Raw genomic sequence first — 13754 nt, forward strand, 5'->3', positions numbered from 1 at the left:
TTTGTCAAGAACTTTTTTAATTTATTTTTTGAAGCTCTTTCGAACTTCTTTGCTGTTCTCTCGATCAGCAACTCGTTTATTTTATCAAACTCATTTGCTTTTGTCAAGAACTTTTTTCAAGTTTTTTTGAAGCAGTTTTTGCAACCCGCGGCAGCCACCCGGCTCCGAACTAGGTTTTTCTGTTTCAAAGAAACTCATTCGCATCAGCTCTCGCTGACAGCTTAGTTATAATAACACCGCCAAAAGCAAAAGTCAACACCTTTTTTCGAATTTTCTTATTTTTAGAAAAATATAGTTAATTCTGCATATTTCGTATTTTATCTGACTATTTACAATCTATCCGAAACCGTCCAAAAGAAAAGGCGCCTTCCGGCGCCCTTTCCCTTTCCACTCTTATTTCTCACGTTTACGATAAACAACTGCTCCGACCACTGCTGCTGCAGAAACGCCGAGCAGGATCACCCACAGCATCACCTGTGTGCGGTCTCCCGTGTCCGGACTCTTTGTTGCTTTCTTCAGATAGAATACGGTATCCGCCTGGCCCTTGCTTGAAACGATCGAAATCGTATGCTTGCCTTCTGCCAGACTCTTTGTATACTCTGCCTTCAGCGTAACCTGCGTATTCTCTTTTCCAGCCGTCACATAATTCTTCGCATCAATCTCTTTCTGGTCGATGAGAACCTTTTTGAGATCCTTTACTTCAAAACCTGCGGTGAAGGAAAGCTCCTTGCCCTGCATACCTGACTGATTGACTCCTTTGGTAATCTTCGGAAGATTCTGCGCAGTCATCGGTTTCTGTTTCAGGCCGGCAATCGCTTTTTCCAGCGCTGCCGCATAACCATCCACCGTCTTCTGCTCCGTGATATTCTTTCCGCGTACAATCGCTGTTTTTGCATCATTGACTGCTTTTACGCTCTCGTCCGTGTATTTCTTCAGATCGTTTGGAATCTTCTTCACTGCGGCGTCTACTTTGCTGTAGTCCGCATCTTTATACGTAAGGCCGGCAATCGCTGCCTCGATCTTTTTTGCGTAACCGTCTACGCTCTCCTGCTCTGTGACCGGCCGCTCGGTTACGACGCTGTTCTTTGCATCTTCCAGTGCTTTTACAGACGCATCGGTATACAGACTGAGGTCCGCCGGAATCTTTTTGATGGCTTCCTCTACTTTGGAATAATCTGCTTTCCGAACCTGCAGTCCTGCCAGTGCATTTTCAATTGCTGCTGCCCAGCCGTCTACTTCTGCCTGATCCAGAATGGTTTTTCCGCTTTCTACGCTGTTGATCGCTGTCTGAAGCGGCTGAATGCTTTCTTCCGTATAAATACTCAGATCATTCGAAACTTTGGCAAGAGCCGCGTCTACGGTGCTGTAGTCCGCCGGTTTCAGGGTCAGTCCGTCAAGAGCTGCTTTCAGGTTTTCTGCAGACTGATCGACTTCCTCCTGTCTGCTGTCATCCAGATCCCATACAATGGCTTCTTTTGCCGCATTCAGTGCTTTTACACTCTTTTCGGTATAAATGGATAAGTCTTTCGGAATCTTTCCCAGGAGTTCTTCCACTCCCTGATAATCTGCCGGAACCGGTTTGCGTACCAGTGCTGCAATTGCATTCTCCAGTGCTTCCGCATAAGCAGCAACTGCCTGCTGCTCTTCTATCGTTTTGGTGCGGTCGATGGATGCGATGACTGCATTCAGTGCTTCCACGCTCTCTTCCGTATAGATAGAAAGATCTCCCGGAACTTTGGCAAGTACTGCATCAACTTCTGTGTAATCTGCGCCAAGAAGCGTCAGTGCGTTTACTGCTGTCTGAATGGCTGCCGCATAACCATTTACGGTTTCCTGTTCAGCTGATGGCAGGTTCTCTTTTACCGCATCTTTTGCTTTCTGAACAGCTGCCGCGCTTTCTTCTGTATACCGGCCCATGTCCTCCGGGATCAGCGCCAGCGCTTCTGTTACTTTGGTGTAATCTGCGGCTTTTACAATCACAGTGAATTCCTGTGTGAAGTCAACGCCGGTTTTCTTTCCGTCTTTGATTGTCGCCAGAAGTTTTACGGTTCCGGCATTCGTTACTTTCAGGTTTGTGCCGTCTAAAACAGCACCTGTCATTCCGGCATCCGTGATTTCCCATGTGATCTGTTTCTGATCTGCATTTTCTGGAACTGCTTTGCCCGTCAGTGCGGTGGTTCCCGGGATTTCTTTCGGTATGCCCTGGATTTCTGTTACAGCTGCGTACTCATAGGTTCTTACCTGGATTTCAATGGCATCTTTTGTTTCCGTTTCTGCGATCTTTGTTACAATCCAGCTTCCGTTCCAGCTGTCTGCCTTTTTAAGCAGATAATCTGCCGGAGCCTTTTTGGCCTTTTCCGTAAGATCCTTCAGATTCCAGGAAGCCGCCGCTGCGATCACAGCCTCTTTTTCTGTTTTTATTCTTTCTTTGTCATCTTTCTGATCTTTCTTTTCATCCGGATTTGTTTTTTCTGAAAGTATTCGGATTTCTCTGTTCTCTGCATCATTTTTAATCTCCGTATCTTTGCCGAGAACGTCGCCTGCTTTCAGTGAAAGCTCTCCGAACTTCCACGTTTTGGCTTCCTCTTTTGCGAATGCCATGGTTGGGAACATCGTCACGATCAGAAGCATGGACAGTACAAACGAAAGCATTTTTTTCGTTTTCTTCATAACACAAATCCTCCTTTCCTTTTGATTGTTTTGCAGCCGCCAGGGGCCGCAGTTTCTCTTGTTACTTTCATTATACGTGTGTCAGAAAAAGAGTCAACGGGCCGTAAAAATTCGTAAGAATTCTTGTGCATTTCCGCTAAAATACTTTCAACGTTTTTTCACAATACTTCCATGAATTTTTACGGCCCGTCAGATTTTCTTAAGATATTCCTTTATTTGTGATGAAGCACATATTTCACATACGCAATTCTACGGCTGTCCGGTGCCCAGGAGTTGACGTTGATACTGCCCTGGCCGCCGAAAAGATCCAGCAGTTTTTTCTTATTCTGTCCGTCATAATCCATCATTCCAAGCGATACATACATGTTCGGCAGATGCTCATTCGGTTCCAGCTCACCTTTAGCGAAGGTCAGGTAAATGACGTGTTTTCCATCCGGCGAAACGTGGCCGAACCAGTTGTTGGCATCGGAATCGGTCATCTGGGTGAGACCGCTGCCGTCACATTTCATCCGCCATACCTGCATCAGACCGCTTCTGGTGCTGTTGAACCAGATGTGCTTTCCGTCCGGTGAATACTCCGGACCGTCGTTGTAGCCTTTGCCGTCCGTCAGGCAGGTTTCCTCGCCGCCGTCTGATGGAATCGTACAGATCTCAATGCGCATGGTCTCCTCCTCCGGCTTTTTGCGGAAGGCACAGTACGCAAGCTCTTTTCCGTCCGGCGACCAGCCGTGCAGATAGCTGAGACCCGGTCCGGTGAGGTCTTTTGGTTCACCGCCTGTCATCGGGAGCACGTAGATGTGGGATTCATACGTTCCATCTGTGAGTTCCGGCGGCATGCAGCTTACCGCCAGCAGCTGGTTGTCCGGTGACGGAACGTGGTCATTGTTGCACTGCACGCAGAAACCGGTATCAACCTGCTCCACATGGTCTTTGTCGATCTCATAGCGGTAGATTTTTCCATCCGCATTATAAAGCAGGGTGTTTCCATCGTTCAGCCAGTTCGGTGCCTCGATGATTCCCGGAAACTCATGCAGCACGGTTTCTTCTCCGGTCTCCACATCCATCGTGCAGAGAATGCTGTCGGTGTTGTCTCTGTCCCCTGTCCATCCGGAGAGCATTTTTCCGGCGCGGCAGGTATCCTCCAGTGTTGCCGCATCCATATCCACAATCTGCAGTGCACCGTTTGCGCGGGCGAACTGGAAGCAGGCTTTCAGATCAACCATGCCTTTTCCAAGCGGCGCTTCCTGGCCGGTGATTTTCATATCTTTATAATGAACGGCTTTGACTCGGTCCGCATGCGCCCAGAGGAACTCTTCCGGGTCGACGCCGCCGCAGTACATCCAGCCGGCATCTACTTCTGCTCCGACTTTTTCACCGCAGGCTTCCAGTAGATATTCGTACGCTGTTTTTCCATTCACGCGGATACAGATATCTTCTTTTTCGTTGTGGACCAGAAGACCTGCTCCGGCTTTTTCCAGTTCTTCTGCCAGTTCGCGGTATCTTGCAGCGGTTTCGTCCAGAACATCTTTTGTCAGGCGTGCCGGGCTCTTTACGACAAACCAGGAAATGTGGTATTTCTGCGCCAGTTCTGTAAGAATGGCAAGTTCTCTTTCATAGTGGTATTCATCCAGGAAAATGTGGACCGCATGAACCTCAATGTGGTATTTTGCAAGCAGCGGCATTGCCTGCTCCAGATCCTCCGGGATCCAGAAACCGTAGTCCCTGGCATCAACACGGAATCCGAGACACGGCTCGATCTGGCGGTAGCCTGCCTCATAGATTTTCTTTAAAAATCCTTCGGGATCCTGTTTCCATTCTTTGGATACCCCATACATCTGTACACCAAAATACATATTTGTTTCCTCCTTCTCCAGATCCGCTGTTTCCCCATTTTCAGCGGATTTTCTTTTCCTCCATTTTACCACATTTCTTCTATTATAGATATGATTTTTCCTGTCAGTTATAAGAAACACGCTTTGCGTAAAAAAGGCGCCCCGTATGTGTTTTTTCCACATACGGAACGCCTTTTTCCGCCATTTTTTTCAGGGCTTGGTTATTCTTATACAAACTGGTTCGTTTTCTCATCGTACTCATAGTCGATGAGCGCCAGTTTTTCCCGCAGATCGGATTCCTCTGTCTGCATGGCCGCGCAGAATTCTGCGAGCGACGGGTAAAAATCTCTTAGCTGCGTATTGACATAGCTCAGCAGCATTACGGGATCTTTCGGCATCATTCGTCTACTACCTCCACACCTGGTTTGATCATTGCCTTCAGGCCGCCGTTTTCCACATCCAAAAGGATCGTATCGCCCTCGCTGACCTGACCGCCAAGGATCAGTTTTGCGGTGCTGGTTTCTACCTCTTTCTGTACGAAACGTTTCAATGGACGGGCGCCGTAAACAGGGTCGTAGCCGCCCTCGATGACAAACTGTTTTGCAGCCGGGCTCAGTTCGACGGTAAGCTCCTGGTCTGCCAGACGTTTGTTCAGTCCTTTCAGCAACAGATCTACGATATGACCAATGTTGTCTTTTGTCAATGGTTTGAACATAATTGTTTCATCCAGACGGTTCAGGAACTCCGGACGGAAGTGTGCACGCAGATCCTGCATGACCAGGTTTCTCGCCTCTTCGGAGATGCTGCCGTCGTCCTGAATGCCGTCCAGCAGATACTGGGAGCCGATATTGGAGGTCATGATCAGGATCGTATTTTTAAAGTCTACGGTACGGCCCTGGGAGTCGGTGATACGGCCGTCATCGAGTACCTGCAGCAGAACGTTGAAGACGTCCGGATGCGCTTTCTCGATCTCATCGAACAGAACAACAGAATATGGTTTTCTACGCACTGCCTCGGTCAGCTGGCCGCCCTCCTCGTAGCCTACATATCCCGGAGGCGCTCCGATCAGACGGGAGACGGAGTATTTCTCCATGTATTCACTCATATCGATTCGAACCATGTTGTTCTCATCATCAAACAGCTTTTCTGCCAACGTTTTCGCAAGCTCTGTTTTACCGACACCGGTAGGTCCAAGGAACAGGAACGAACCGATCGGTTTTGTCGGATCCTTGATTCCGGCTTTGGAACGGATGATCGCATCCGAAACCTTGGTGACTGCCTCATTCTGGCCGATAACTCTCGTGTGAAGTTCATCTTCCAGGCCGAGGATCTTAGTTCTCTCGCCTTCGGTCAGTTTTGCAACCGGGATTCCGGTCCAGCGGGAGACAATTCTGGCAATCTCTTCATCCGTTACACTCTCGTGTACCAGGGAGAGATCTTCATTTTTAACTTTTTTCTCTTCTGCTTCCAGCATCTGCTGTAATTTCGGGAGTTCACCGTACTGCAGTTCAGCGGCGCGGTTCAGATCGTAATCATTCTTTGCTTTCTGGATCTGGCGGTTCATGTCCTCGATCTGCTCACGCAGTTTGGACAGTTTCTCAACGGAACTCTTTTCATTTTCCCACTGTGCCTTTGCAGAATTGAAGGTATCCTTTAACTCAGCCAGCTCTTTCTGCAGTGTTTCCAGACGCTCGCGGCTCAGATTGTCGGTCTCTTTTTTCAGTGCGGCTTCCTCGATCTGCATCTGCAGAATCTTACGGCGCTGCTCATCCAGCTCGGCCGGCATGGAATCTAGTTCTGTCTTGATCAGAGCGCATGCCTCGTCGACCAGGTCGATTGCTTTATCCGGCAGGAAACGGTCGCTGATGTAACGGTTCGAAAGGGTTGCGGCTGCAACGAGGGCACCGTCGGTGATTTTTACGCCGTGATAAACTTCGTAGCGCTCTTTTAAGCCACGCAGGATGGAAATCGTATCCTCTACGGTCGGCTCATCAACCTGAACCGGCTGGAAACGGCGCTCCAGGGCGGCATCTTTTTCGATGTACTGGCGGTACTCATCCAGCGTTGTGGCACCGATGCAGTGCAGTTCGCCTCGTGCCAGCATAGGTTTCAGCATGTTTCCGGCATCCATCGCGCCGTCGGTCTTTCCGGCGCCGACGATCAGGTGCAGCTCATCGATGAACAGAATGATTTTTCCGTCGCTCTTTCTGACTTCCTCCAGAACGGCTTTCAGACGCTCCTCGAATTCGCCGCGGTATTTTGCTCCGGCTACCAGTGCTCCCATATCGAGGGAGAAAATGGTTTTATCTTTCAGGCTCTCCGGTACATCGCCGTTGGCGATTCGCTGGGCCAGGCCTTCTACGACTGCGGTTTTACCAACACCAGGCTCACCGATCAGAACCGGATTGTTTTTTGTCTTACGGGACAGGATACGGACAACGTTCCGAATTTCGGTATCACGGCCGATAACCGGGTCCATTTTCTGGTTTCTGGCTTTTTCTACGATATCCTGGCCATATTTTTCCAGGGTGTCATATGTTGCCTCCGGGTTGTCGGTGGTAACTCTCTGGTTTCCGCGCACGGTGCTTAATGCCTGCAGGAAACGTTCTCTTGTGATGCCGTACTCCTGAAACAGTTTTTTCATGGACGGGCTTGGGTTTTTCAGCATTGCCAGGAAGAGGTGTTCTACGGAAACATACTCGTCTCCCATGGCTTTCGCCTCATCCTCAGCATTTATCAATGCTTTATTCAGATACTGACCGATATACGGCTGACCGCCGGATACTTTGACGCGGTCGTTCAGCGCCGTCTCGACACGGTTCAGAAAATGATCTTTGTTGATTTCCATCTTTTCGATCAATTTCAGAATCAGGCTGTCGTCCTGATGCAGGAGGTTATACAACAGATGCTCCTGCTCTATTTCCTGGTTGCCGAAATCGTATGCGGTCTTTTCCAGGTCCTGTACAGCCTGCAGCGATTTTTGTGTGAATTTACTGATATTCATAATCGGCTTCCTCCTTATCTATTTTGGTGCTAACATTCGCTCCGAACAAAAAGAGCGTTGATGTGAATTTTCTTTTCTTTCTTTGTTCTAGTCGTACTATAACACTAGTTGTTAGCACTGTCAAGAGGAGAGTGCTAATTTTTTTATTTTTTCCCGACGCTCCTTTTCTCCCTCCCCCCCCCTAAAAGATTTTTATTCATCGCCGTACACAGCAATAAAATGAATCAGTGCCTCTGTTTCGGAACTGGCATACTTTTTGGCAGATGCTTCCAGCGGCTGTGATTGATATGCTTCAAACGAATCGCCCTCGTCGCGTCCAGATATGTAGCGATTATCATTTAGTTTCCACTTCCTCATTTCTTCAAAATAAGCAGTATTCGCCATTTCCGAATTCCAGTCCATTCGCTCCAGCAGATAATACTCCATTCCATGATAACATTCTTCGCAAATTCCCGTAAAAAATTCTTCTGCTGTCTGAGATGTTAAATGCTCTGGAGCATACCATATTTCGTTCTCTTCGTTATTATATAATGCAACGCAATTCGATGATCCTGTCTCTTTCACATACAGCGGAATTTCGGGAATTCCAAGTCGTTCTGTTTCAAGCCGTACCATCTTCTGTGCTGCAATTGTTCTTTCTTCCAGTGTTTTTTGCCTCCATTCGCTCTCCTTTAAGCTCAGCAGAAATTCTTTATTTTCCTGAAAAATGTTCTCCTGATTCTGGACGAGATTATAGTCCTTTTTTCGTTCGTAAAGTTCTGCCGCTCCGGACGGAGACTCAAGCTTCCAATATATCATCATACAAGTCGGTACCATACTCACGCATACTGAAACAAACAGAAATGCGTTTAAGTCACTTCTTTTTAATCTCCAGAATTTTTTCGGAGAATATTTTCGTTTTTTTCTATGTAAATCTCTTAAAACCGTAACAAGAAATATCCCATCCAGCACTGCAAGAAACAACACAATTTTCAGTGAATATTGGGCAAATAAAAACAGCATCAGTATGCTCGGCGGAAATGCATAGAATAAAACTTCATTTGCAGTTCCATCTGCGCAGTAGCTTCGAATGGGTGAGGCCAGCCACAAAATCAGGCACAGCGCATAGACAAAAAGCATTGTCCCCGACGAAATATGGACGGAACATTCTGTAATATATACCTCAACCTGTTTCACATACATCACATACAAGATACAGATCGGATATAAAATCGAGCTTTTGCTCAACCAGTATGCCGCTGATTTTCTTTCCCGTCTTCTTTTCTGTTCCTCCATATCAGATCCCCCCTGATTTTTCTTTTGTTTTATTTGGAATACTTGTATGTTTATTTTAGCGTAATTTTTCGTTTTTGCCTATCCTTCGTTTTTCAGTTGAATCTTTCTGTAAAAACCAAAATTGCGAAACCCTGTTTTGGCAGGACTCCGCAATCTCTTTTTCCTATTTACTTTATGATACATGACGGGCAGCATATTTCATTTTCTGGTTTCCGGCGCATTTCTTAAAATACTGCCGGATCGCATCTTCGTTCATATCGTTTCCGATAAACACAGCCTGGCCGGCGTTTTTCTGTTCTGTGCCGGTGATGCTGTAGCGGTGATCGGCGACATCAAATTGGAGAAACTGGTCTCCGGCTGCGAACTGTCCTTTTGCACGGATGATATTTCCAAACGCTCCGCGAATGATCTGTTCCAGAAAACACCACAGGGTTTCCGGTGCCTCCATTCGGATATTTTCGAAGGAGAAGGTCTCCGGCATCTTTTCGCCGCTCTGCGTATCCTGTACTTTTTTCTCATACCGGCTGCCCAGCAGCAAGCTCTGGTAATCTTCCCGTGTCATCGTGGATGCATAATCCGTGATGATTTTTGCCTGCGAGTTAATTTCCTGCAGAAATTTCTGGATGCGCTGTTTTTCTTCCGCCTGGCATGCTTCTGTTTTGGAAACAATGATCGTATCCGCGCTTCGGATCTGATCCTGATACAGCTCGGGATATTCCGCCATATAGCGGCGGTAACTGTAAACATCCACAATAGTGACCGGCGAGAGAAGCTGAATTCTCTCGTACTCGATCTGACGCAGATTTTCTATAATCCGGGCGAGACTTCCGACGCCTGTCGGTTCTACGATCAGGTATTCCGGGTCTACCACATTGGCAATGGTCAGCACGGATGCTGCAAAATCCTTTTTCCCGATGCAGCAGATGCACTGCTCTGTCATTTCCCATACATTTTTCTGCGTTCCCTGCCGGTTCTGGCCAAGACGTGCGCCGTCGATTCCTGCGGCTCCATATTCATTTTCCAGTATGGCAAACCGCTGATCGACGTTCCTGGCCAGCCGTTTGATAAATGTTGTTTTTCCCGCGCCCAAAAAGCCGGATACGATCAATATTTTCATACGTTTCCTTTTTCAGTCAAATTTTCAAATCATCAGTCAGCCAATTTAACGACTGGTTTGATTAAATCCTTCGGTTTATCTCTCATCAGGAACAATGCTTCTTCCAGATGATCCCATCCATCAAACACATGCGTGGACAGCGGGCTGACATCCAGCTTGCCTGCCGAAACAAGAGCTCCCAGTTTTTCCATGCGGAGTCTTCCGCCAGGCATCAGGCCTCCGTTAATCTGTTTGTGACCCATTCCAACGCCCCACTCTACACGCGGAATATCAATGTTGTCACCGGATCCAAGATAGTTTACATTTCCGATCTTTCCGCCCGGTTTCAGGCATTTTACTGCTTCTGCAAAGGTTTCTACACCACCGCCGGCGATGACTACTTTATCAACACCTTTTCCATCTGTCATATCAAGTACCTGCTGGAAAATCGGTCCGTTCTTGTAGCTGACAAAATCCGTTGCGCCGTATTTTTTTGCCGCTTCTACGCAGACCGGTCTCGTTCCGACAGCAATGATTCTCGATGCGCCGCGCATATTCGTTCCGGCTACCGACATCAGACCAACTGGTCCGATTCCGATGACAAGAACTGTATCACCAAACTGTACATCGGCAAGCTCTACGCCGTGGAATCCGGTCGGCACCATATCGGAAAGCATGCACGCGTCGACAACATTGATGTTTTTCGGAAGCAGCGCAAGGTTTCCATCGGCATCATTTACATGAAAGAATTCAGAAAAGACACCATCTTTGAAGTTGGAGAATTTCCAGCCTGCCAGCATTCCGCCGGAGTGCATGGAATAACCAGCCTGTGCTTCCAGAGAATTCCAGTCCGGAGTGATGGCCGGCACAAGAACCCGGTCTCCCGGTTTGAAATCTTTTACGAGCTCTCCGACTTCCACAACCTCTGCACAGCACTCATGGCCCAGAATCATGTTATGACGGTCACCGATGGCCCCTTCCCATAAAGTGTGGACATCTGATGTGCAGATGGCAACTGCCAGTGGACGGCAAATGGCATCCATCGGCCCGCATTTCGGGCGTTCTTTCTCGATCCATCCGGATTCACCGATTTTCAGCATTGCATAACCTTTCATATCTTTTGCTCTCCTTTCAGATTGTTAATGATTTATCGATTCCTATGGTTCGAATATATCACTAATAGGTTACTAATTCAACAGAAAAGTCACGGAATGCCGTAGAATATTCCGTGACTTTTTTATAGCTTTTGCACAATAGATTACTTATAGATACTTTTTATCAAATTCTGCACCGACCGCATTCCCATACCGAAACGGCTGCAGCCGGCTTTCTGCATTTCCTGTATAGTTTCCAGACTGCGGATTCCACCGGCGGCCTTGATCTGAATGCGACCGGCGGCTTCACGGCTCATGATTCGAACCTGCTCCACGGTGGAAGGACAGCCGGGATACCATCCGGTGCTCGTCTTTACATAATCCGCACGGCCTTTCACACACAGATCCACTGCCTGGCAGATTTCCTGCTCCGTCAGCTGCGGTGCCTCGATGATCACCTTAAAAATCGCCGAAGGCACCTGCTCCCGGATGGCCAGAAGTTCTTCTTTTACATAAGAAAATTCGTGGCTTCTGAATGCCGTAAGATTCATCACCATGTCGATTTCCCGGCAGCCAGCCTCCCACAGTTCTTTTGCCTGCCGCTTCTTCTGTCCGGTCGTATCTCCGCCGCCCGGAAAGCTTACCACGCCTCCCGCATGGATTTCTCTGGTGTCCTGCAGCCGTTCTGCCACATGGGCGCTGAACGCCGGCAAGGTAAACACAGCAGCCAGACGATATTTCTTTGCCAGCTCCACCATCGCATCAATTTCATCCATTGTATGAAATGCCTGTACACAGCTGATATCAATCTGCCGCATCAGTTTCTTCTGTTCTTCTGTCTCATCGCTCATTTACTCCGTCCTTTTCCCGAAATCTCCACCTCGTACTTGCTTCCGATGATCCGCACATGGTCAATGCTCACCGGCCGGTTCTGCCAGTAGGTGACTCTGTGCACCACAAGAAGCGCATCCTTCGGCTCCGTTTTCAGAACCTGGGCTTCCATAAAGGTCGCGGATTTCGCTGAAATTCTGTCTCGTGTCTCATCAATCTGCAAGCCGAATTTCTCCTCCAGAAACTGATACAGCGCTACAAACTGATTCTCATACGCTTCGATGCCAGGGACTTTCGCATATTCGATATAATTTTCCATCAGCGTAACAGGCTCTTCATCCGCAAGCTGCAGCCGCTGAATCCTCGCCACGCTGGTTCCCTCCGGAATTTCCAGTTCATCGGCGAGCTGTTTGTCCGCCGAAATGATGTCGATCATCATATCTGACGTCGTTACCCGATATCCTTTTTTCATCAGGGATTCCGTGACCGATGTGACCTTGTTATAATTCTGAATTGCCTTATGATTCAGCACCCTCGTTCCAGAACCCTGGCGAACCTCAACCAGTCCCTCCTGCACCAGTATCTTTACTGCATTCCGTACCGTAGTACGGCTGACCTGATAGATTTTCTCCAGTTCACACTCCTTCGGCAGAAATCCCCCGACAGGATATGTTCCCTTATTGATCTCGTTTTTCAGTCTGCTGTAAACCTTCACATAAGCCGGTGCATTTTTCATCTTCTTCCCCTCCCGTGAAATATCAATATCCGCTTTTTGATCCTTTTTGCAGTATACCATATTTTGACGGCACAATCGAGTCCCAAAGAAGAGTTCCTGTTTTCTGCTTTGTCACCGACACATACTCTGCCAGACGCACAGAAAAAAGGCAGACGCATGTCATTTCTTTATGACTCACGTCTGCTCTGCATGAATCTTCTTTTTTCTGCTGTCTGCGAAATACTTCCATTCTCCAGAAGCAAATCTCTCTTTCTGCGGTGTAAATTTTTGTTACAAATTTTTTATTGTTCTTTTCTATTTTTTCGTATCAAACCGCATCACCGCCATGTGCACCACGTACGGCACCAAGATGACCGGGATTGCCAGGTATGCCAGGATGCTGTACGCCTTCTGGATCAGCGTCAGCAGACCAAACTGTGCGATGAGGAAGTCTGCGATGCAGCAAGCGAGGGCGGCGAGGATCTGGGTGCGGCTGATTTTGCCTGCGGTTTCTGTTCTGCTGCTTCGTTCAGCGAGACCGGCGTGGATTCGTTTGACCATGGCGGCAACCATGTTGACGGCTGTGGATACGGCACCGAGGATGATCAGTACGGAAATCAGCGGTGTCATGAATTTACTGCCGACGCCCTGCTGAACCATAAATAATGTCGGGACGCTCTGCTGGCTCATTTCCGGGTTCTGGTATACGGTCATGATTCCGAGGACGACCATGATCATCAGAAGGGCATTTAATACGGCACCGACTGCCATGCTCTTTCCGGCATCCTGCGGTTTTTCGAAGGATTTGGCATGCTGGACGAAGACTGCGACATTAGCAAGCTGGAAGGTTCCGTAGAGGAATGCGGCGTACAGGGCTTTGCCGAATGGGAGGTCTGCGGTTTTCATGGCGTTTACAGTATCGCCGATCTTTCCGGCTCCGGCGATGATGTTCGGGACGTAGACGATCAGCAGACCGGCGATAATGCAGATGGACAGCACTGACGCTACTTTCCGCACCAGATCCGTTCCGAATACCGAAACGACGAAAATAATTTTCCAGTTTCATAACGATTCTCCCTTCTTCCTAACAAGCAAAAGGGCGTACTGACCTTCTGTTGGTCAATACGCCCTTGTATCTCCGATGTGCTTTAGTATATCACAGTTTTAACGCGAATGCACTCAATTTTAAGCAAAACGCAAAAGATCCCGGGATTTTTCTCTCCCGGGATCTGAAAAT

General features: G+C 48.0%; 10 protein-coding genes. All 10 read right to left on the reverse strand.

From position 1 onward, the window contains the following. Positions 1 to 393: 393 nt before the first annotated feature. Positions 394 to 2670 carry a hypothetical protein gene (locus tag I2G42_RS12975; RefSeq protein WP_195531134.1) on the reverse strand — a complete coding sequence of 759 codons (2277 nt, stop codon included), beginning with the start codon at positions 2668 to 2670 and terminating at the stop codon, positions 394 to 396. A 212-nt stretch (positions 2671 to 2882) separates the two neighbouring features. After that, the gene (locus tag I2G42_RS12980; RefSeq protein WP_195531135.1) at positions 2883 to 4523 is read right to left on the reverse strand and encodes a TIM barrel protein; all 1641 of its coding nucleotides are present in this window, start codon (positions 4521 to 4523) and stop codon (positions 2883 to 2885) included. Between the two features lie 206 nt (positions 4524 to 4729). Next, complete coding sequence (locus I2G42_RS12985) at positions 4730 to 4903, reverse strand: DUF4250 domain-containing protein (protein WP_022461670.1); 174 nt, start codon at positions 4901 to 4903, stop codon at positions 4730 to 4732. Further along, the gene (gene clpB, locus I2G42_RS12990) at positions 4900 to 7506 is read right to left on the reverse strand and encodes an ATP-dependent chaperone ClpB (RefSeq protein WP_055228531.1); all 2607 of its coding nucleotides are present in this window, start codon (positions 7504 to 7506) and stop codon (positions 4900 to 4902) included. The genes I2G42_RS12985 and clpB overlap by 4 nt, the downstream gene beginning before the upstream one ends. Positions 7507 to 7698: 192 nt before the next feature. Then, a complete protein-coding gene (locus I2G42_RS12995) occupies positions 7699 to 8781 on the reverse strand; it encodes a hypothetical protein (RefSeq protein WP_055228532.1) in 1083 nt (360 codons plus the stop codon). A gap of 172 nt (positions 8782 to 8953) precedes the next feature. Next, complete coding sequence (locus tag I2G42_RS13000; RefSeq protein WP_022461673.1) at positions 8954 to 9898, reverse strand: CobW family GTP-binding protein; 945 nt, start codon at positions 9896 to 9898, stop codon at positions 8954 to 8956. A 32-nt stretch (positions 9899 to 9930) separates the two neighbouring features. After that, entirely contained in the window at positions 9931 to 10992 is a 1062-nt protein-coding gene (locus I2G42_RS13005) for an NAD(P)-dependent alcohol dehydrogenase (RefSeq protein ID WP_022461674.1), read from the reverse strand. Positions 10993 to 11135: 143 nt separating this feature from the next. Then, complete coding sequence (deoC, locus tag I2G42_RS13010; protein WP_022461675.1) at positions 11136 to 11822, reverse strand: deoxyribose-phosphate aldolase; 687 nt, start codon at positions 11820 to 11822, stop codon at positions 11136 to 11138. Continuing rightward, a complete protein-coding gene (locus I2G42_RS13015) occupies positions 11819 to 12538 on the reverse strand; it encodes a GntR family transcriptional regulator (RefSeq protein WP_022461676.1) in 720 nt (239 codons plus the stop codon). The genes deoC and I2G42_RS13015 overlap by 4 nt, the downstream gene beginning before the upstream one ends. A gap of 294 nt (positions 12539 to 12832) precedes the next feature. Continuing rightward, positions 12833 to 13534 (reverse strand): membrane protein, encoded by a 702-nt coding sequence (locus tag I2G42_RS13020; RefSeq protein ID WP_022461677.1) that lies wholly within the window; start codon positions 13532 to 13534, stop codon positions 12833 to 12835. Between the last annotated feature and the right edge of the window lie 220 nt (positions 13535 to 13754).

It is taken from the genome of Fusicatenibacter saccharivorans (assembly GCF_015557635.1).
Taxonomy (GTDB): Bacteria; Bacillota; Clostridia; order Lachnospirales; family Lachnospiraceae; genus Fusicatenibacter; species Fusicatenibacter saccharivorans.